Below are 19,782 nucleotides of genomic sequence, written 5' to 3'. Positions count from 1 at the left end.
CAGGCCTTGATAATGCTTTGGCTGAAACAGGGCATAGGTTATACAAAACAGAGGTGGTTGAATATTTAAAAGCAGGTTGGCAAGGTTTAGCGAATGTACAACTTGCGACATTGAATTGAGTAGATTGGTTCAATAAAAAGCGTATACACAGTGCATTGGGCTATGTATCGCCTTTTGAGTTTGAAAAGCGGTATTATGATAATTTAATCCTGTCAGGCATGGCTGCCTGACTCAAGTAAACCAGACTCCGACATAGTCGGGGCGGTTCACACTATATCGCACTTAATAGGGTACTGGTGATGGCATAGTATCAGCTAGATCGCTTGTGGTGCATCAGGCTGCTGCATCGGTTCGGCATCTATAAAGGCTTTTAAGGTGCGGCAGTGAGCATCAATGGCGACGATGGTTGGGTAGGGGGTGAGGTCCACCTCAAACCGGCGCGCAGACGACACCTGTGGTATCAAATAGCAATCTGCAAAGGTTGGTGTGTCACCGTAACAAAACTTGCCGCGAGTATGGTCAGCTGCCAAGCGTTTTTCTAAAGCGGCAAAGCCTTCGCTGATCCAGCGGTTGCACCACGTCATGACCTGCGCTTCATCTACAGACAGCTCGTGGCGTAAGTATTGTAAAATACGGCGGTTATTAATAGGGTGTATGTCGCAGCCAATCATCGCACTCAGCGCTCGTACTTGCATACGGCCAGCAGCGTCGCTGGGCAATAAAGGCGGCACAGGATAGACCTCTTCTAGCCACTCTAATATGGCGGGGCTTTGATAGAGTAATACGTCATCAGCCTGTAAAATAGGCACCAATCCTTGTGGGTTTAGGGTTTTGAAAGTCTCAGCTAGCTGCTCGTTTTGGGCCAGATTGACTGCCAGATAATCGTACTCTAGACCTTTTAGATTCATTGCGATACGTGTACGGTAAGATGTGCCGCTACGAAAATAACCGTAAAGTTTCATCATGGTATCTTCCTTTTATTATGTTATGTTGTGAGTCAAACGCCCCGTTGCCACCATAGCTTGTCCCGTCATTATCGTTGCATAAGATATGCATGCTCTCCAACTGCATATGCATACAATCAGGCGTAAGTGTTATAAAATTGTACTTCTCATTCCACGGCCTAAGCCTAAATAAAGCCAGCCTTTTAGCGAGTCCATTATGCCAGCAGCCAAAAGCCCTATAGAAAGCGCGACGACCACTCAAAAAAATGGCGTCCAGTCTTTGGAGACAGGGTTGTCCGTCTTAGATATCCTTATCGAGCGCCGCGAGCCTATGATGTTAAAAGACATTGCTCAAGCGCTGCAAATGCATCCTGCCAAGTGTCATCGCTATTTGGTCAGTCTCATTCGAAAAGACTATGCACAGCAATTGGCAGACGGGCGTTACGGACTTGGGCACAGAGTCGACGCGCTAAGCCACCGCGCCCACCGTCCAAACAACCTTCTAGAGCGCCTGACGCTTATCGCTCATGATATCAAAGACACATTGCACTGCGGGGTACAGATTGCCAAATGGTTTACCGAAGGGCCTATTATTATCCAGTCGGTCGAGCCAGATAGCGCCATCAGTATCATCACGCGTGTGGGCTCACGGATGCCGCTTAGCACCTCGGCAACCGGACAGCTGTTTGCCAGCTATCAGTCAGATACGGTTATTTGGCCATTGGTGATGGCAGAGTGGCGTGATCATGAGACCTATGATGACATGGCACAAAAACGTCAGACGTTTAGCGAACGATGCGCCAATATCCGTACCCAAGGCTATGCCATGGTGACAGGCGATATGCTCAAAGGTATCAACGCCATTAGTATGCCTGCTTTGATATCATCACAGGCAAGTCATATAGACGATCACAGTACTGAGAAACACGCACCTATCGGTTTAGAGTATGCCATCACGGTCATCGGGACCAATGAGCAACTGCCTGTACATAAGCAACATGATTTGGTCGCGCAGATACGGGCAATCGCGCAGCGTTATGATGTGATGTAACGGTGTTTTTTTCTTAACGTTGTGTTTACTTAACACTATTTTTCGATACTCAAGTCCAGCACCGACTATTTATTCGCCCATAGGGAGTTGTTGCTTTACTTCTTCTAACTCTTCGTTGTGCAAAAACTGCGTATGGACGGGTGCGCGTTTGGTACGTGACCACTCATCGAGCATCTCTTGCTTCATCGCTTCGGTAATCATCGATACTTTTTCTTCTGACGTGACATCGTCATAGGTCAGCTCCAAGCGGTGGCCGTTTGGATCAAAGAAATAAATCGAGTGAAAGATACCGTGATTGGTCACGCCGACCACCTCGATACCATTGTCTTCTAAATGCGTTTTTGCCAGCATCAGGGCATCGCGATCTTTTACCTTCAGTGCCAAATGCTGTACCCAGCTTGGCGTATTGGGGTCAAAGCCCATCTCAGGCTGATTTGGTACTTCAAAAAATGCCAAGACATTGCCGTGTCCTGCGTCTAAAAACACATGCATGTAAGGGTCGAAGGCCTTGGTTGAGGGTACATGATCTTCGGCAAATGCCAAGATAAAGTCCATGTTTAGATGTTTTTTGTACCATTCGACAGTTTCTTTGGCATCCTTGCAGCGATAAGCCACGTGATGGATTTTGTCAATTGTAAAGCTCATATCAATATCCTTTTGATAAGGCGTGACCTGCGTCATACTGCCAGTATGGTTCGAGCAACGGTCTGATCAGAGCGGACGTATGCTTTACTAAAATTTGGCAGCGTGATCAACTATTTAGCACTGCACGCCTATGTGATAGCCAGTATCAGTGGTCAAAATCAAAGCTAAAAATCAAAGCTCAGGGCAGGCAAGACTTTACCGCGTACTTCGCCAAAACCGACTCGAACGCCGTCTTTTTCGCTATAGCCTTTCATGATGACGGTATCGCCATCTTCGATAAAGCTGCGCGTCTCACCGCCGGCTAGCGTCACAGGCTTGGTCGCGTTCCAAGCGATCTCGAGCATTGAGCCATAAGCGTCAGGTGTCGGCCCCGAGATCGTCCCTGAGCCCATCATATCGCCAACTTCTACCTTACAGCCAGTGATGGTGTGGTGCGTCAACTGCTGCGCCATCGACCAATACATATACTTAAAGTTTGTCTCACAAACGACAGTAGCGCTCTCGGCATTTTCGGGTAGCAGCTCGACCGATAGGTTGATATCAAAGCTGGTATCAGTGGCGGTCTCGTTTAGATACGCCAGCGGTTTTGGCTCTTGGGTAGGGCATGAGGTCTTAAAGGGGGCAAGCGCCTCCATGGTGACAATCCAAGGCGAGACCTCAGAAGCAAAGGTTTTGGCATTGAATGGCCCTAAAGGCACGTATTCCCATTTTTGGATATCGCGCGCTGACCAGTCATTGAGCAACACCATGCCAAAAATATGCTCAAATGCTTCATCGACGGCGATAGGCTGACCAAGCTGGTTGCCTTTGCCAACGACGAACGCAGTCTCTAGCTCAAAATCTAAGCGCTTACAAGGTGAGAAGATAGGGCGCTCATCCGCATTAGGTTTTAGCTGCCCAGAGGGGCGCACGATATCGGTGCCACTGACGACGACCGTGCTGGCGCGGCCATTGTAACCGACTGGCATCTCTGTCCAGTTGGGTAGCAGCGCATTGTTTGGATCACGAAACATCGTACCGACGTTGGTTGCATGCTCTTTAGACGAGTAAAAGTCGGTAAAGCCTGGCACGTGAACGGGCAGATGCATGGTGACATCCGCTTGCTTAAACAGTGCCTTTTTTTGTAGCTCGGTGTCGTCACGTAGGGTGCTGTCTGCGTCAGATAGCAGTGTTTGAACCGTCGCACGCGCCTTTTGCCAATTATCTCGGCCTGAGTCAATAAAGGCGTTTAGGGTCGGCTGGTTAAAATACGGCCCGCCTGCTAAATCTAAAAGACCTGCTGACTCAAGCACAGACAAATCCAGTACGTATTCACCGATTGCCACGCCAGCACGGCGGTTGTTTGCCTCTGCTTGAGTCTTGGTATCGCTAAAAATACCATAAGGCAAATTGTGAATAGAAAAATCAGAGTCGGCGGCAACCTCGATAAACGAAGTCAGGTTTTTGTCAATCGTTGACATCAGATGCTCCTTGCTAAAAAAAATAAAGGATAAAGTTAGGTAATAAAAAGCGAGTGAATAAGAAATATAAGGTTTATTACGCAATACGTAATTTATTACTAATAGTATAATTTATGTCTTATGCTAAGTTATCATCAGAGGTATTGCAAGGGTTTTTATGCCCATTATCGCTTACTTTTAGGGGCGCTATTAGCCATGCAGATCGGTAAAGTGCTGCGCAAAATACGTTTGCAAAAACTGCTTAAAGGCAACCGTTGCAGGCGCTAGCGCTCGTGATGAGCGTTGATAGATAAAAAACCGCCTTGTCTTGACTGGATGAGCAAGTGGCCGCATCTGTAAGCTATTGGCGCTGACCCAGTCGATCACCTCTGGCATATAGGGTAGGCACAACGTGATACCAAACCCTTGACGCGTCATTTCCAGCGCTGTCGACATAAAATTGACCTTGTAGCGCGCTTGCTGAATATGGGCGGCGACCGCTTCATCAAGCTCGGTGGTGACTTGCTCAATAAATGGCCCTTGCAAGGTAATAAGCGGCGTCTCTAGCAAGTCTTGCCAGACGATCTCACTTCTTTGTGCCAACACATGCTGCTCTGGCATCACCACACAAAACGGCAATTCGTACAGTAAGTCGGTGCTGATGTCATCATCCATCTCCATAAATCCAAGCTCGGTACCGACGCCTAAGTCCACCTCGATATTTTGGATGTGTTGTAGGACATTTTCGGCCGAGCAATCTAATAACGACACGCTGATATCAGGATAGGTTTGGGAAAACTGAGCGATGACAGCAGGCATAGAGGAGGCTGCAAACTGCGACACCGCTAGTCTGACTTGGCCTTGTGCCAAGCTGGTCAAACTATTGGCTTCGTTTTCAAAAAGATGCATCTCATTTAGTACCCGCCGCGCTTGTGGCAGCAGATGGCGACCGACAGCGGACAACGACAGCTGGCGGGTGGTGCGGTCAAACAACACGATGCCGAGGCTGGATTCTAATTCTTTGATCAAACCACTCACGGCAGATTGGGTCAGATGCATCTGGTCGCTGGCACGGGTAAAGCTACCATTGTCAGCGACAGTGATAAATGCGGTCAATTGGCGAATGCTGATATTCATAAGTAAACCTGATAAATAAATCATAAAAAACAATTAGTCTTATAAATAAAGCTAATCTAATATAAATGCATCGTCAATAAGCGTTATTGATATAGACAAATTTTTACGCTGATTTAAGGTTTTATACGGATTGATAGTGCCAATTTTTAGCACTAACTATTTTTAGCAGTAATTGATATTAAGGATGATGACCATGGCAGATTTATTTGAAAACCCAATGGGACTAAACGGATTTGATTTTGTAGAGTTTGCTTCACCTGAGCCACACGCCGTCGATGCATTGTTTAAGCAGCTAGGCTTTAGCCACATCGCCAACCACCGCTCAAAGGACGTGGCGCTTTATCGTCAAGGCGATATCAATCTCATCTTAAACCGTGAGCCAAAAAGCCACGCCAGCTATTTTGTAGAAGAGCATGGTGCAGGGACATGTAGTATGGGATTTCGGGTGAAGGATGCCAAAAAAGCCTATGAGCGGGCCATTGAGATGGGCGCGCAGCCTGTCGAGGTGCCAACAGGCGTGATGGAGCTGCGTTTGCCTGCGATAAAAGGCATCGGTGGCTCTTTGATATATTTAATTGACCGCTACAAAGACGGTGAGTCTATCTATGATGTCGACTTTGAGTTTTTTGCTGACGTCGATAGGCAGCCTACCGGTCATGGCTTTAAAGTCATCGATCATCTCACGCACAACGTCTATCGCGGCCGAATGGCGTATTGGGCAAATTTCTATGAGCGTATCTTTAATTTCCGCGAAATCCGTTATTTTGATATCAAAGGCGAGTACACAGGTCTTACTAGTAAAGCCATGACCGCCCCTGATGGCAAAATTCGCATCCCGCTTAATGAAGAATCAAAGCAGGGTGGCGGGCAGATCGAAGAGTATTTGATGCACTTTAATGGCGAAGGCATTCAGCATATTGCCTTAGCCAGTGACGACTTGCTGGCGAGCATCGATTTGCTCAAAGCGGCGGGCATTCCGCTGATGACTGCGCCAAACGCTGCTTATTACGACATGTTAAGTGAGCGTCTGCCGGGTCATGGTGAGGATGTCGCGGCACTGCAAACACGCGGTATCTTGCTAGATGGCACGACTGAGAGCAATGAGCCTCGCTTGCTGCTACAGATTTTTTCCGAGACCATCTTAGGCAGCCCAGTGTTTTTTGAATTTATCCAGCGTAAAGGCGATTATGCAGAGGGCTTTGGCGAAGGTAATTTTAAGGCGTTGTTTGAATCTATCGAGCGCGACCAAGTGCGCCGCGGCGCTATCGGTCAACCAGAAGCAGAAGCGCTATAGCTATAGCTGCGGGCAAGGCAAAAGGAGTTTGTCTTGTCCACTTGCTTCATTATACGTAGCAGTTGGCTTGCGTATTTTTAGTCTTATCCGTATTGGCTGGCCTGACTGGCTAGCTTGTTTGACCGATTAGGCGACGTGATAGACGCGCCAGTTTGAATGGTCAACAGGTAGGGGACAATAGGCTGATAGAAAAAACAATCGTCATATAAGGAGTTCAGGCATGGATCGCCTCTCACATACCCCCTCTTATCAACGCGCTGTCAGCAACACTCACAAAAATGACATCGGCAAAAAACAAGCCGCTGACGGCTCAATTACCGATAGCACTAATACCAATACCACTAATAGCAGCGCCCATCTAGCGGCTTCTCGTCTAGAAGTTTCCTATCTAGAAGCGCCGCAAAAGCAGCCATATATCTCGCACCAGCCAGACAGCGACGGCCATATTGCCTATAGCGATGATGAGCACCTCATGTGGCAAACGCTGCTCGAGCGACAAGCCAAACAAATCCCCAATCGCGCCTGTTCAGCATATTTAGACGGCCTAACAAAGCTGCAGCTACCCATCACCCAAATCCCCCAATTGGCTACTATCGATGATGTCTTGCAAGCGACCACAGGGTGGCAAACGGCTGCTGTGCCAGCATTGATTAGCTTTGGTAAGTTTTTTAAACTGCTCTCCCAGCGGCGTTTTCCTGTTGCGACTTTTATTCGCCGCATGGATGACATGGACTATATCGAAGAGCCGGATATCTTTCATGAAATCGTTGGCCATTGCCCGTTGCTGACTCATCCTGCATTTGCCGCTTTTAATGAAACCTATGGTAAATTAGGTCTCAACGCCAGCAAAGAAGAGCGGTGGTTTTTGGCGCGCCTCTATTGGTTTACCATCGAGTTTGGGCTGGTAGGTCATGCCCCAAAAGACCGCAAAATCTATGGTGGCGGTATCTTAAGTTCACCGTCTGAGACATTATATGCGCTGAGCGACACGCCTGAATATCGGGCGTTTGATTTGCTCGATGTGCTGCGCACCCCTTATCGTATCGACCATATCCAGCCTATTTATTATGTGATTGATGAGCTGGATACGCTGTTTGATATCGTCGACAGCGATATCATGGGCGTGGTCAAGCAAGCGATGTCACTGGGTTTGTTTGAGCCGAGCTATGCCATGGATGCCAACTGCTGATTTGCTTTATTTGTTTTATTTGCTTTAACACGGACGTATATCACGTAAAAACGTAATCATGACAATAAAAGGAGTTTATTATGACGACACTATCCCAAGCCAGCTGCGAAGCCTGCCGTATCGGTGCCCCGACAGTCAGTGAGACTGAAGCGCGCGAGCTATTAACGCAGATTCCTGATTGGTCACTTATCGAGGTCGATGGTATCCGGCAGTTGCAGCGCCAGTATAAGTTTAAAAACTTCGTCGCGGCCATGGCATTTGCCAATGAGCTTGCCGATATCGCCGAAGCAGAAGGCCATCATCCAGGCATATTGGTAGAGTGGGGGAAGGCCACGGTTACTTGGTGGTCACACAGTATTAAGGGGCTGCATCGCAATGATTTTGTCATGGCTGCCAAGACCGATAGCCTACTTGGTAAATAATCAGGGTAGTAATAATCAGAGCAACTGATTAAACTTGCCACCCCAAAGCCAACCCTAACGCCAAATCCACTGGCAATCTAAGGATGTGTGATGCCACCAAAAATACTCACTCAAATCTCTTTTCAACTGGCATTTATGATCTCTGCCATCGTCATCGCTATCATGGGCGTCACCATGATCGGCTTTGGCTGGGTGCCTCATCTCTCATTGATACTCGCTATCTGTGTCCTACTGGCCATCGGTTTGTTTCGAGGCCTTAGCTTCGATGACATGCAAGCACAGATGGCCTCTGGCGTGATGCGCGGTATTGGCGCGATATATTTATTCTTTTTTATCGGTCTGATGGTCGCCGCCTTGATGATGTCTGGTGCCATTCCGACGCTGATGTATTTTGGTTTTCAGCTGATATCGCCTGAGTATTACTATATTTCAGCGTTTGTACTGACCTCTATTATCGGCGTGGCCTTAGGCAGTAGCTTGACGACCGCGGCGACTCTTGGGGTGGCTTTTATCGGCATGAGCCATGCGTTTGATGCCAACGTCGCTATTGCTGCAGGTGCGGTGGTGTCGGGCGCGTTTTTTGGTGATAAGATGTCGCCGCTGTCCGATACTTGTACCATCGCCTCATCTGTGGTGGGGATTGATCTGTTTGCCCATATTCGCAATATGATGTATACCACCATCCCTGCATGGATACTAACCGTGATATTGTTTTGGTTTTTTTCGGGGCAGACGGTGAGCTCGGACTTAAGTCAAGTGACTGTACTACAAAACCAGTTGATAGACAGCGGCTTGGTACAAAACTATGCGGTACTGCCTTTTGTCGTGTTGGTAGGGTTGGCAGTGTTTCGCATCAACGCCATTTATACCATCATCTGTACTATTTTTGTCGCCCTTATCGTCACCTATTTTCATAGCTCACCCAGTATCGGGCAATTAGGCGGCTATTTGTTTGCAGGCTATACGCCAGCTGAGTCGCTAGAGCTGGGCGAAGTGGCAGGGATGATATCGCGCGGCGGTGTACAAAGCATGTTTTTTACCCAAGCAATCGTGGTGCTGGCGCTCAGTCTGGGTGGCTTGCTGACGGCATTGGGTATTTTGCCAGCATTGCTATCAGGGATTAAAGGCAGCTTGACCACTGCAGGGCGCGCAATCTTTGCCGCGGCGATGTCCGCGCTTAGTATCAATGTGCTGATCGGTGAGCAGTATTTGAGTATTTTATTATCCGGTACGGCATTTCGCCCGACCTTTGAGCGCTTGAACCTGCATCCCAAAAATCTATCACGCACCATTGAGGATGCAGGTACGGTCATCAATCCGCTGGTACCATGGAGTGTGTGCGGGGTATTTATCAGTCAGGCGTTAGGCGTTCCTGTACTGGATTATTTGCCCTATGCGTTTTTCTGCTATTTGTCACTGCTCTTGACATTGATATTCGGTTTTACCGGTATTACCATCAGCCGCGTAGATGCTCCTAGCGCCAAAACGTCTGCATAGCTCTTCATAAAAAACATAAAAATGATGCCCCAATCGGTCTGCTTGTAGGCCGATTTTTTATGCGTGCTGTTTTGATCAGTAAGGTTTTATCAATTTATTCTTATCAATAAAGTTTTCACAGTAGGGCGGCGCTACCTATCGTTTAGCACCAAAGCAGATAATGGCTATGTTAATATATGTTGTTGTATATTGTGGCGCTGGTCTGTGCTAAATTTTAAATAAATATTGGTGTGAACTGCTTGCCCATAAAACAGCTTATAAAAAATCATCAATTCAATAAGCGGTAAGCACCGGCTTGAATAAATTATAACGACATAAAACATCAACGATAACGATAAATATAGTAGACGGTGTATGAGGGTGATTGTTTCACGATTGGGCAGCTTGAGATTCGGGTGCTCGAGACACCAGGTCATACTGATGATCACCTAGCGTACGCGGTATTTGACAGCACTTATCCAGACAAGGCGGTAGGTGTGTTTACCGGAGATGCTTTGTTTGTAGGGGATGTCATCAGGCCAGTTATAAAGCATTGGTGCTCTGGTCAGTCTCCACCAAAACACCAGCCTTTTGGATTAACGCTGAAAATGTCGCCTGCAAACTGACAGACATTTGACGCTCAGGCCCCATCCAGCAGTTGTTGATATCGTAACAGGCACCGACATAGGTTTTATCAAACAAGTTATTGATACTCGCGCCGACAGCCAGCATCGGACTGATTTGATAATTGCCACCGATATCGAACAAGGTCACGCTTGGTAGCTCATCCGAGTTTTGTTTATCAAGCTGCATGCCGTCTTCGTAGCGTACGCCTGCATTCAGTGTAAGCTTATCTGTGGCGTAGTAGTCGGCCCACAGCGTGGCTTTGTGCTTAGCTGTTTGGGCAGGGGTGTTGCCAACCACGTCAGGGTTGAATTCATCTTTTGTAATCTCAGCGTCGGTATAGCTATAGCTTGCCGCAACATCCACCCAGTCATTGAGCATATGACTGCCTGATATCTCAAAGCCTTTTGACTCAATCTCACCGGTCTGAGTTTGGCTTCTATAGTTGATTTCGTCTGCGACTACGACGTTCTTTTGCGTGATATCAAAGACAGCGAGCGTGCCTTTGGTCGCGCGATCTGAAGACAGATATTTGATACCCGCTTCTAGCTGGTCGGCGGTGGTGGGTTTAAACGCTTCATTGGTAATAAAGTTGCTACCAACGACAGGCTGAAACGACTGCGAATAGCTGGCATAAGGCGATAAACCATTATCCAAATCATAAATGGCCGCCAGACGACCACTGGTTTTTGAGGCATCATTATCGATCGTTTGTGCATCGTACACCGCGCCTTGTGCGGCTTTGGTCTGCTCAGTGATACTCTCAAACTTATCGTGACGCAAGCCTGCGACCACAGTCAAATCTTGCCACTGCATTTCATCTTGTATATAGAGCCCAAGCTGGCTTTGCTCGATGTCTTCGTCTTGACGATAGGCATCTAGTGGCAGCGTAGCCGTATTTATTTGTGAGAAGTCTGGATTAGATAGGTCAAGGTTTGGCGTGCCATTTGCGCCCGCATCATAATAAACCGCATTGCTATCTGTCTCTTGATACTCAGCACCAAACAATAGATTATGTGAGGTATTTTCAGTATCAAACTTATAAGCCAGCTGGTTGTCTGTGGTCCAGTTTTTCATGCGCTCATCAGTGGTATACGCCACGCGGTTTAAGATCTTATCGCTACCATCGACAAACCCGCCACTATTATACATATTGCGCTGCTCAGCTTCGGCATCGGTATAGCGTAAGATGTGCTTAAAGGTGAGATTGTCATTGATATCCCAGTTTACCGTAATGCTTGGCATCAGTACTTCTTTACTAAAATGATTCCATTGATCTCCTGCATAGGCGTCGCTGTCTAATTTGCCATAGCTGGCGTTGTAGACCGTACCGACAGCGGGTAGTGGAGTGGATGGCACCATCTCTGGATCATCTTGATAAAACAGATTGGCAAGCACAGAGACATCGTCAGTCGCCTGCCACTCAAGCGATGGATTAATCAGTAATCGCTCTTCTTCGGTGGTCTGCATTTGACCGTCTTTTTGCCGTTTTAATGCCACCAAGCGATAGTTAAGCGCATCGCTGACTGGTCCTGTCGTATCGACCGCTACCTCTTTTAAGTTTTGATTGCCAAGTCGCAGCTGCACTTCGGTTTCTTGCGTGCTCTTTGGGGTTTTGGCGATCTGGTTGACCATACCACCTGGTGCAGCATAACCGTAGAGCGAAGAGGCGGGACCTTTGACCACCTCGACCGCTTCAGTCGCATAGACATCGACTTGTGGCATCAGATTCCACGCACCATCATAGGGCAGTCTGAGACCGTCATAAAAATTTGAGTAGGTCTTAAAACCGCGGATATTATACTCATCAAAGATAGAGACTGTGCCGCGGCTCTCCGAGCTTATGCCTGGCTCATAACGCAAAGCAGCGTTGACACTATCTGCTTGGCGCTTTTTTAACAGCTCCTGAGCGATACGGGTATAGCTCATGGGCGCATCTTCAGGGTCTAAGGCGGTCTTGGTACCGGTGCTGCGATAGCCATCGGCATAGACAGTAATGGCCTCTAACGTGGTCGATGGGGCGATCGAGGTCACAGCAGTGGTCGTTTCACTTTCGCTGATGACTTCTGCGCCTGTAGACGACTCAGCACTGCCTGAGTTGTCGATTGTCTTGGCCGCAATCGATTGCGCGGCTGCGATGTGACTGACACCCATTAAGAGGCCGATCTGTACGGCCAATGTCAGGTGTTTTTTTCGGATGGTTCGGATAGATAGAGGGGGTAAATGAGACCGCATCTGATGTCCTTTTGAACTGAAATGGTTGTCTTTTGGGTACAAAGTTGTAACAATACTTGCAACAATGAGAATAATAACATTAATGATAATTGTTATCATTAAAAAATTGCATTCAAGGACTCCGTATAGTCAAATCTAAATTGCTCGATAAAGCGTTGGTTTTATTGCGTGCTGTACCTGCGCTGCTCGATGCTGCGTAAAACGACACTTCATCTCGCCATATCGTTTTTATATCGGATTGACTATAGAAGTATCGACCACTGCGAGTAGTGCGTATCGTGCCAAGCGCGCGTCATTTATTTGAGCATCGCAATGGCGTCGATGCTGGCACGCTGCCGTTCTTCAGCGTTTAGCTCTATCAGTCGGCCTGCTTTCATCAGTAGCAATCGATCGGCATGCTCAAAATAGCTGTCGTCGTGACTAATGATAAACAAGGTTTTGCCCATGGTTTTGAGCTTGGGTATCAGTGTTTGATAAAACACACGGCGAAAGGCAGGGTCTTGGTCTGCGGCCCATTCATCGAGGAGGAGGATGTCTTTTTGTTCGGCGACAGTGATGAGCATGGCCAGTCGTTTTCGTTGGCCTTGTGACAGCTTATCGGTAGAGAGGGTGTCGTCAGTGATGCTCACTTTGTCTTGCAGGTTGAGCTGATGCAGCCATGTATCCGTCAGTACTCGATCAGGCGCTTGTCCTTTAGGGCCGATGAGCTGCGTAAACAGATGATGATCGCTAAAAATCGCCGAAAACAGCTGGCGATAATCGGCGCTACTTTGTAAGTTGTTAGTTTGTAAGTCGCTACTTTGTGAATCGCTGTTTTGAGAATGAATGAGCTTTCCATCGACTGTTACGGTGCCCGTCGTCGGGGCAAAAATCCCCGTGATGATCTTGGCCAGCGTAGACTTGCCGCTACCATTTGCCCCTATCAAAAACACCACATCGCCGCGTTGCAAAGTTAGCGTGACAGACTGTAAGATATCATCGACATGCTCGCTGTCGACAGCTGTCACATTTTGGCTATCGGTGTTGTGTGGGTAGCGATAACAGATATCCTGAAAACAGATGGTTTGCCAGTTTGTCGCCGCGCTGTCTGTTTGAAAATCCGGCTGATAATCAGCAAGTGCCAACGCCTGTATTTTTTCTAAAGCCACTTGGGCAGTTTGTAGCGTGGGATAAGCGCCGACAGCATGTAGGAGCGGGGACTGCATAAATAAAATCGTCAAAGAAAACGTCGTGGCCACAGCCATAGAGATGCCCAGAGAGCTTGCGACAGCAAAGATGATACCAATCGCGGCAAACATCATGATATTGGACCAGTTTACTGCCGATAAATGAAAGGTGTCAGACTTGGTCACGGTCTGTTCATAGGCTTTGGCGTGCCGCAAAAAGTCGTCGTTATACAGCCTTTGGGCGCGGTGTTGGTTGAGCGCCAGCTCTTTACGCCCTTCTATGATGGACTGATAATCTTGGTATAAATCATCATTGATCTCGCGTAGCTCTGTCAGATGTGTATAGACGTGCTTGACCAAAATATTACTGATCCAAATCGTCATCACAATCCAGAACATGACAATCAATAACAATGGCAGCGACAGCCAGCCCAGATACAGCCCGACACCTACCGATAAAATCACGCCTTGTACCAGCTCTGGCATGCGCACAAACGCGGTGGTGATAGACTGAATGTCAGAGGATAGGCTGGCAAGTAGGCGTGCGCTCCCTAGATTATCTATCTGCGGCACGGCGGTGTCGATGATTTGTTTGACCAGTTTTTTCCGTAGCTCATAGACAAACCGATGACCCAAGCGCGTGAGGGCATATTGTGCTAAAAACGTGGTCGTTAGCAATAGCAGCACCAATAGCGAAAACTGCCCCAAGCTCTGCCATGATAAAGCACTAAAGACAGACTGGCTGATAAAGGTGTGATTGATATACGCAATGATACCGACGCTGACGGCGGCATTGAGCAGGTTTAATAAAACAACTTTTAAAAACGGCAGGCGATAGTGCGCCCATACCATATGATACAAAGAAGCGGCAGCGCGAGGGGACATAAAGACTCAATAAATATACGTTTTTGAGGGTTTTAAAGAAGCTTGGCGTTCGCCCTATAGATGCTTATAAGGCTGAACGCTGATAAAAAAATACAGGCTATATAAATAGAAGCTATGACAAGTAGAAGCTATAAAAAATAGCTTTTTATATCGACTCCTTGTCCTTGCTCTGCGACTGGGTGAAAAAACACAGCCTAAGAAGCCGGCTGAATGTCTAGTTTAAACTCCCACGAGGTCGCCGTCGTCGCCGCGCTATCAGGATAATTGATCTTATCCAAACGCACGCGCGCATAGCTGTTGCCTTCAGCAGATCTGATAAGGGCGCCTTGAGCACTATCAAGTGGTTTGGGATTTAGCTGATGGGTCATGCCATTATAGGTGTACCAGCCAAAATCCAAATTCGGGAAGTTGCCAGTATACGCAGGGTTGAGATCTGAGCCTTTACTGTCAATCACCCAGCTTCTAGCGCTTAGTGGCTTGTCGTAGTCTGCTGTGCTGGTGAGGTTGGCTAAGGTCGCTGCACTACCATCGGTGATAAATTGACTGACAATAGGCTCGTCTTTTGCGTCATAATATCCTGCTGGTGTGGCGGCAAGATAACCGCCAACCTTACCACTGCCCGAATCCCCACCATTTAAAATCACATCATTACGCTTAAAGCCGATCTGCCAAGTGCTGTCTTTGTCCGTGCTGCTTTGGCCTGTTTTTAGGTCAACATATACCCAATCATCATTGCTGGTGGCGTTGATGGTTTGGGTCTGTACCTGATTTGGTAGCGCCGTATCAATCCAGCGAATGGTTGGGTAGCCAGATTTTCCAGCATCATTGTAGTAGTTGGTGATTTGCATGGCATAGATCGGCTGCTGGACGCTGCTGTCTGTCATGGCGCTACTACTGTCTGTGGTGACCATATAGACGCGGTTGTTGGGATATAGCTGATGATTGCCTTGTAAGTTGTACTCAAACCAAGGCTTCGCAGTAAACACCCCGCCGCTGCGGTCTTCGTTATAGTGCAGGCTGATGTCACGGCCTGTATCAGGGTCAAGGGTGGCATTGGTATAACGGCTCAGATCAGACCAATCGATCAAGCCAAAAACCCCGCCCATGCCTGCGCCAGAGTCGCCACTATTAGACCAAAGCTTGACCGAACGTGCTTGGTTTTCAAACTTAATATCCCATGTATCGCCGTCACATGAGCTTTCAGCTTTGGCATCAAAGTCATAACAAGTGGCACTATCAGGTGCTAGGTTGGTGACTTGCCATGTGGCGGTTTCGCTAAAGCTGGCACTGCTGGCAGGCGGTGTGCTGCCATCATTATCGCTATTTCCGTTATTGCCACTACTCGATCCATCACCGCCGCCACCGCAGCCGGTCATGCTAAGGGCTAATAGGCTGCTGCTAAAAAGTAATGCCAATTTGGTCGGCTTGGTGTTCATTGCTAGGGTGGGGCTGGTCATGTCAGGCTCCTTGATGGTTGTTGTTTTGGCTAAAGATAAAAACAGCGCTATAGACAGAGTTTTTTAAACAATTGTTTTACAAAAGGTGCTTTAATATAAGTGCGGGCAAGGGCTTACCAGTGATAGCTGGCACCCAGTAACCATGATCTTGGGGCTGGCTATCTTATTACCCTTAGGTCGGCAGTTAGATGGGTTGATGCTAGGGGAGGCCGCTGCTAAGTCCTTGGGTATCAAGGTGGGAGTGGTGCGCTGTCTGGTGGTGATTGCCTCGGCATTGTTGACAGGAGCGGCGGTGTCCTTAGCCGGCGTCATCGGCTTTATTGGCATGATGGTGCCCAACCTGCTGGCTATTTTGTTTGGTGGCGGGCGTATGCGGCTGATGATTTGGTCGGGCTGGCTTGGGGCGATATTATTGCTGCTCATTGATGGCACAGCGCGGCATGTCGCTTATCCAGTGGATGTGCCTGTTGGCATCGTTTTAGCGCTGCTTGGTGGCCCCTTCTTTATTTGGCTGTTTGTGCGCAGTAGCCGCCGTTAATTGATAGGAGTAACTATGCTTGATTCATTTTTTCAAAGTGGACGCAGCGCTGCGGCAGCAAAACCCGTGCGGCCAGTACGGTCAATGCAAACAGGGCAACCGAGTCAAAATAATAATACAAGTCATGAGAAAGCAAGCGAGCTGTTGTCGATGCAAGATATTCATATCTCGCATGGTGACAAAGTGATGCTAAAAATAGACAAGCTAACCGTGCCAAGCCAAAAGCTCGTCGCCTTTATCGGGCCCAATGGCGCGGGTAAAAGCACATTATTGCATACAGTATTGGGTCAGCATACTGGGGTGGCGTTAAAAACACAGGGGAATATCACGGCTCAAGGCCAGCCTATCGATGAGATGATGCGTGATGGTCATATCGCTTGGGTTGGGCAACATGAGCGTTTTGAGCTGCCGCTTACGGTGCTTGATTATGCGCTATTGGGCGTCTCGCCAAACCTTGCTTGGTATCAGCGGCCAAATCGTCACCATGTTGATCGCGCGCAAACCTTGCTGCAAGATTTTGAGCTGTCAAATCTAACCGATGCCCGTGTGCAAACCTTGTCAGGCGGGGAAAAGCAGCGCTTGGCTATCGTGCGGGCGCTGATGCAAGACACCAAAATCATGATGTTTGATGAGCCGACCAACCATCTTGACATTCGCCATCAGCGTTTTTTATTGCATTATTTACACACCCTGGTACATGAGCAGCGCAAAAGTATCTTGGTAGTGCTGCATGACTTGACCCATGCCCATCGCTATACCGATGAGGTGGTACTACTAAACGGTGGGAGGGTTATTGCCCAAGGCACGCCTACTGAGGTAATGACCCGTCAACGACTCAGCGCTGCCTATGATGTCGATATCAAGGCACATCAGACCGAAGATGGGATGGTGTTTGTATAACCATATACAGTCAATCTACTGGTATTTATTTTTCTTGTGTGCTGTGCCTACACCGCTCGATGCTGCGTCAAACAACTACCAGCAGCACTTGGCATATAGTCTCTTGCCTGCCAGTTTTATTTAGGATCGAGTATATAAAAAACGTCAGAGCACGTTTTATGTTCAATCGAATAGTCATATTGAAATAAAAAGCTAATATTGCCCTAATAGCTGATTAGGGCGTGTCTTCAGTTTACTAGATAGTAGACCTCTTGCAAAAGTCATATTCTAAGCTCGGAATTAATGATACCAGCAAACAGTGAACCGCCCCGACTATATAGGAGTCTGGTTTACTTGAGTCAGGCAGCAATACCTGACAGGATTAAATTATCATAATACCGCTTTTCAAACTCAAAGGGTGACACATATCCAATCGTGCTATGCAAACGGGTTTTGTTAAACCAGTCCACCCACTCAAGGGTTGCCAGTTCAACATCGTTCACACCAGTCCAGTTTTGCTTTAAATAATGAATCACCTCAGACTTATAAAGCCCATTGACCGTCTCAGCCAATGCGTTGTCATAAGAGTCGCCTGTGGTACCAACAGAGGCAATCACGCCAGAATCCGTCATTTTATCAGTATAGCGAATGGATAAGTACTGAACGCCGCGATCACTATGATGAATCACATCTTTTGGGTTGTTTCTGTCTGCTATTGCTTGATTTAACGCTGACATCACCATATCAGTGTTCATACGATTCGATATTTTCCAGCCAACGATAGCACGGGCAAACACATCAATAATAAAAGCGGTATAGACCCAGCCGCTTGTCGTCTTGATATAGGTAAAATCTGCAACCCACAGCTGATTAGGACGATGCGCATTAAAGTTACGATTAACCAAGTCATCAGCACGCTTTTGATCGTCACGGCTATTGGTGGTTATCTTACCTTTACCGCGCCAGACGCCTTGTAGGCCATACTGCTTCATTAATCGCTCTACGGTACACCGAGCAACCTTTAAGCAATCAGCTTTCATCTGCTGCCAGACTTTACGCGCACCGTAACGGCATTTACTGTCTTGCCAAATACGTTTGATTTCACTGATATAATAGTCGTCATGCTGCTGACGCAACGAGCGCTTTTCAGGACAGTCCTCTAAGTCTTTAGCCCGATAATAGGTTGATGGGGCAACTGGTAGGACTCTACAAATTGACTCGATCCTGTATTGATATTTATACGCATCGATAAATCTAACCATTGTCTTAGTCAGCGGTCGAGCTTCGCCTGGACGAAAAAAGCGGCTGCCTTACGTATGATCTCATTGGCCTGTTTGAGTTCTTTGTTCTCACGTTCAAGCTCCTTGATACGCTCGGCTTGGCTTTGAGCTTGCACATTTGCAGGAATGGTTTTATCAATGTGCTTCTTATGCCAGGATCGTAGTGTCTCAGGCGTGCAACCTATCTTTGGCGCTATGGCTTTGATGGCTGACCAGGTGGATGGGTAATCGTCTTTAGCTTCAATTAGCATACGGACGGCGCGTTCTTTAATCTCAGGAGTGTAGGTTTGTCTTTTCATTGTCGTATTCTCTTGGAGCGTTGAGTCTCCGACAATACCGGGGCGGTTCAAAAGTTCAAAAGTTTAAAAGATAACCTTAAAGATTTGAACAAGGATTGGTATAGCTGTTAATATATAACTGAAGAAAGTAGGGTACAAAAACACAATAACCTAACTCGGAGATAAAAATGATTACCCATGTACCTGATGTAACTTTTAAAACTCGTGTTCGTGATGAATCTATCGGTGGTGAAAACCCATTCAAATGGTATGATCTAACCACAGATGAGTTATTTGCCAATAAAAAAGTAGTTGTATTCTCACTACCTGGCGCCTTTACACCAACCTGTTCAACCAGTCATTTGCCTCGCTATGAAGAGCTTTACAATGAGTTTAAAGCGCTAGGTGTTGATGAAGTTGTTTGTGTTTCTGTTAACGATGCCTTTGTTATGTACCAGTGGGGCTTAAAGCAAGGCCGTGAAAACGTTTTCTTACTTCCTGACGGTAACGGTGAGTTCACTCGTAAAATGGGTATGCTGGTGGATAAGAGCAATCTTGGCTTTGGCATGCGCTCATGGCGTTATTCAATGTATGTCGATAATAAAGAAATCAAAAAGGTGTTCAAAGAACCTAACTTCGGTGACAACTGCCCAACAGACCCGTTCGAAGTGTCAGATGCTGACACCATGTTAGAGTACTTAAAAAGCCAGAAGTAAATCAAATTAATTCTGGGGCTGTCCTAGATAACTAGTTCAAACCCTGTTTAACCCATTGTTTTAATTGTAGTCATTGCGACTTTGGGTCACTGTGATTAAAACGCCACTCACATTCCTTTAAATAGAG

General features: G+C 47.3%; 16 protein-coding genes, 1 pseudogene and 1 other annotated feature. Of the genes and pseudogenes, 9 read left to right on the top strand and 8 right to left on the bottom strand.

Features of this window, described 5'->3' with window-relative positions; all coding sequences use genetic code 11:
- Window positions 1-8 precede the first annotated feature (8 nt).
- Window positions 9-230: pseudogene (locus tag JFC05_RS06110) on the top strand (integrase core domain-containing protein); the annotation flags it as partial.
- 84 nt (window positions 231-314) lie between these two features.
- On the opposite strand, the gene maiA reads toward JFC05_RS06110, so the two are convergent.
- Window positions 315-962 carry a maleylacetoacetate isomerase gene (gene maiA / locus JFC05_RS06105; protein ID WP_198336252.1) on the bottom strand — a complete coding sequence of 216 codons (648 nt, stop codon included), beginning with the start codon at window positions 960-962 and terminating at the stop codon, window positions 315-317.
- 199 nt (window positions 963-1,161) lie between these two features.
- Between maiA and JFC05_RS06100 the strand changes: the two genes are divergently transcribed.
- Window positions 1,162-1,995, top strand: coding sequence for an IclR family transcriptional regulator (locus JFC05_RS06100; protein WP_198336198.1), 834 nt, complete (start codon window positions 1,162-1,164; stop codon window positions 1,993-1,995).
- Window positions 1,996-2,064: 69 nt separating this feature from the next.
- Here JFC05_RS06100 and JFC05_RS06095 read toward each other — a convergent pair whose 3' ends face one another.
- From JFC05_RS06095 to JFC05_RS06085, 3 genes are all read right to left on the bottom strand, one after another.
- Complete coding sequence (locus tag JFC05_RS06095) at window positions 2,065-2,640, bottom strand: VOC family protein (RefSeq protein WP_198336197.1); 576 nt, start codon at window positions 2,638-2,640, stop codon at window positions 2,065-2,067.
- Window positions 2,641-2,804: 164 nt separating this feature from the next.
- Window positions 2,805-4,100 (bottom strand): fumarylacetoacetase, encoded by a 1,296-nt coding sequence (gene fahA, locus JFC05_RS06090; RefSeq protein ID WP_227697439.1) that lies wholly within the window; start codon window positions 4,098-4,100, stop codon window positions 2,805-2,807.
- 189 nt (window positions 4,101-4,289) lie between these two features.
- Complete coding sequence (locus JFC05_RS06085) at window positions 4,290-5,216, bottom strand: LysR family transcriptional regulator (protein ID WP_198336196.1); 927 nt, start codon at window positions 5,214-5,216, stop codon at window positions 4,290-4,292.
- Window positions 5,217-5,409: 193 nt separating this feature from the next.
- Here JFC05_RS06085 and hppD point away from each other — a divergent pair, with 193 nt between their 5' ends.
- The 4 genes from hppD (at window position 5,410) to nhaC (ending at window position 9,618) form a co-directional block, all read left to right on the top strand.
- Window positions 5,410-6,510, top strand: a complete 1,101-nt coding sequence (gene hppD, locus JFC05_RS06080; protein ID WP_198336195.1) for a 4-hydroxyphenylpyruvate dioxygenase — start codon at window positions 5,410-5,412, stop codon at window positions 6,508-6,510.
- 220 nt (window positions 6,511-6,730) lie between these two features.
- Window positions 6,731-7,699 carry a phenylalanine 4-monooxygenase gene (gene phhA, locus JFC05_RS06075; RefSeq protein WP_227697438.1) on the top strand — a complete coding sequence of 323 codons (969 nt, stop codon included), beginning with the start codon at window positions 6,731-6,733 and terminating at the stop codon, window positions 7,697-7,699.
- Between the two features lie 80 nt (window positions 7,700-7,779).
- Complete coding sequence (locus tag JFC05_RS06070; protein WP_075102380.1) at window positions 7,780-8,121, top strand: 4a-hydroxytetrahydrobiopterin dehydratase; 342 nt, start codon at window positions 7,780-7,782, stop codon at window positions 8,119-8,121.
- Between the two features lie 90 nt (window positions 8,122-8,211).
- The gene (gene nhaC / locus JFC05_RS06065) at window positions 8,212-9,618 is read left to right on the top strand and encodes a Na+/H+ antiporter NhaC (protein WP_198336194.1); all 1,407 of its coding nucleotides are present in this window, start codon (window positions 8,212-8,214) and stop codon (window positions 9,616-9,618) included.
- Between the two features lie 522 nt (window positions 9,619-10,140).
- Here the strand turns inward: nhaC and JFC05_RS06060 are convergent.
- From JFC05_RS06060 to JFC05_RS06050, 3 genes are all read right to left on the bottom strand, one after another.
- The gene (locus JFC05_RS06060; RefSeq protein ID WP_198336193.1) at window positions 10,141-12,456 is read right to left on the bottom strand and encodes a TonB-dependent siderophore receptor; all 2,316 of its coding nucleotides are present in this window, start codon (window positions 12,454-12,456) and stop codon (window positions 10,141-10,143) included.
- Window positions 12,457-12,752: 296 nt separating this feature from the next.
- Window positions 12,753-14,507 carry a multidrug ABC transporter permease/ATP-binding protein gene (locus JFC05_RS06055; RefSeq protein ID WP_198336192.1) on the bottom strand — a complete coding sequence of 585 codons (1,755 nt, stop codon included), beginning with the start codon at window positions 14,505-14,507 and terminating at the stop codon, window positions 12,753-12,755.
- A 194-nt stretch (window positions 14,508-14,701) separates the two neighbouring features.
- Window positions 14,702-15,964 (bottom strand): HmuY family protein, encoded by a 1,263-nt coding sequence (locus JFC05_RS06050; protein ID WP_227697437.1) that lies wholly within the window; start codon window positions 15,962-15,964, stop codon window positions 14,702-14,704.
- Between the two features lie 142 nt (window positions 15,965-16,106).
- On the opposite strand from JFC05_RS06050, the gene JFC05_RS06045 reads away from it, so the two are divergent.
- Window positions 16,107-16,502, top strand: a complete 396-nt coding sequence (locus JFC05_RS06045; RefSeq protein WP_227697436.1) for a FecCD family ABC transporter permease — start codon at window positions 16,107-16,109, stop codon at window positions 16,500-16,502.
- A 15-nt stretch (window positions 16,503-16,517) separates the two neighbouring features.
- Window positions 16,518-17,402, top strand: a complete 885-nt coding sequence (locus JFC05_RS06040; protein WP_227697435.1) for an ABC transporter ATP-binding protein — start codon at window positions 16,518-16,520, stop codon at window positions 17,400-17,402.
- A 338-nt stretch (window positions 17,403-17,740) separates the two neighbouring features.
- On the opposite strand, the gene JFC05_RS06035 is transcribed toward JFC05_RS06040, so the two are convergent.
- Window positions 17,741-18,960 (bottom strand): IS3 family transposase gene (locus JFC05_RS06035; protein ID WP_198336191.1). Its coding sequence is split into 2 segments (ribosomal slippage): window positions 17,741-18,675 and window positions 18,675-18,960, totalling 1,221 coding nucleotides; the frame shifts between segments, so codons are not numbered across the junction.
- Window positions 18,569-18,685, bottom strand: a sequence feature (AL1L pseudoknot). It overlaps the preceding gene by 117 nt.
- Window positions 18,961-19,127: 167 nt before the next feature.
- Here JFC05_RS06035 and JFC05_RS06030 point away from each other — a divergent pair.
- Complete coding sequence (locus JFC05_RS06030; RefSeq protein WP_198336190.1) at window positions 19,128-19,655, top strand: peroxiredoxin; 528 nt, start codon at window positions 19,128-19,130, stop codon at window positions 19,653-19,655.
- Window positions 19,656-19,782 lie beyond the last annotated feature (127 nt).

It is taken from the genome of Psychrobacter celer (genome assembly GCF_016107555.1).
Taxonomy (GTDB): domain Bacteria; phylum Pseudomonadota; class Gammaproteobacteria; order Pseudomonadales; family Moraxellaceae; genus Psychrobacter; species Psychrobacter celer.
Note: the sequence above shows the minus strand (reverse complement) of the source record. Positions and strands in the feature narration are given on the sequence as shown.

Bases quoted from the DNA above. Each gene is read 5' to 3' on its own strand.
- maiA (WP_198336252.1), bottom strand. From the start codon at position 962: ATGAAACTTTACGGTTATTTTCGTAGCGGCACATCTTACCGTACACGT.
- JFC05_RS06100 (WP_198336198.1), top strand. From the start codon at position 1,162: ATGCCAGCAGCCAAAAGCCCTATAGAAAGCGCGACGACCACTCAAAAA.
- JFC05_RS06095 (WP_198336197.1), bottom strand. From the start codon at position 2,640: ATGAGCTTTACAATTGACAAAATCCATCACGTGGCTTATCGCTGCAAG.
- fahA (WP_227697439.1), bottom strand. From the start codon at position 4,100: ATGTCAACGATTGACAAAAACCTGACTTCGTTTATCGAGGTTGCCGCC.
- JFC05_RS06085 (WP_198336196.1), bottom strand. From the start codon at position 5,216: ATGAATATCAGCATTCGCCAATTGACCGCATTTATCACTGTCGCTGAC.
- hppD (WP_198336195.1), top strand. From the start codon at position 5,410: ATGGCAGATTTATTTGAAAACCCAATGGGACTAAACGGATTTGATTTT.
- phhA (WP_227697438.1), top strand. From the start codon at position 6,731: ATGGATCGCCTCTCACATACCCCCTCTTATCAACGCGCTGTCAGCAAC.
- JFC05_RS06070 (WP_075102380.1), top strand. From the start codon at position 7,780: ATGACGACACTATCCCAAGCCAGCTGCGAAGCCTGCCGTATCGGTGCC.
- nhaC (WP_198336194.1), top strand. From the start codon at position 8,212: ATGCCACCAAAAATACTCACTCAAATCTCTTTTCAACTGGCATTTATG.
- JFC05_RS06060 (WP_198336193.1), bottom strand. From the start codon at position 12,456: ATGCGGTCTCATTTACCCCCTCTATCTATCCGAACCATCCGAAAAAAA.
- JFC05_RS06055 (WP_198336192.1), bottom strand. From the start codon at position 14,507: ATGTCCCCTCGCGCTGCCGCTTCTTTGTATCATATGGTATGGGCGCAC.
- JFC05_RS06050 (WP_227697437.1), bottom strand. From the start codon at position 15,964: ATGACCAGCCCCACCCTAGCAATGAACACCAAGCCGACCAAATTGGCA.
- JFC05_RS06045 (WP_227697436.1), top strand. From the start codon at position 16,107: ATGATCTTGGGGCTGGCTATCTTATTACCCTTAGGTCGGCAGTTAGAT.
- JFC05_RS06040 (WP_227697435.1), top strand. From the start codon at position 16,518: ATGCTTGATTCATTTTTTCAAAGTGGACGCAGCGCTGCGGCAGCAAAA.
- JFC05_RS06030 (WP_198336190.1), top strand. From the start codon at position 19,128: ATGATTACCCATGTACCTGATGTAACTTTTAAAACTCGTGTTCGTGAT.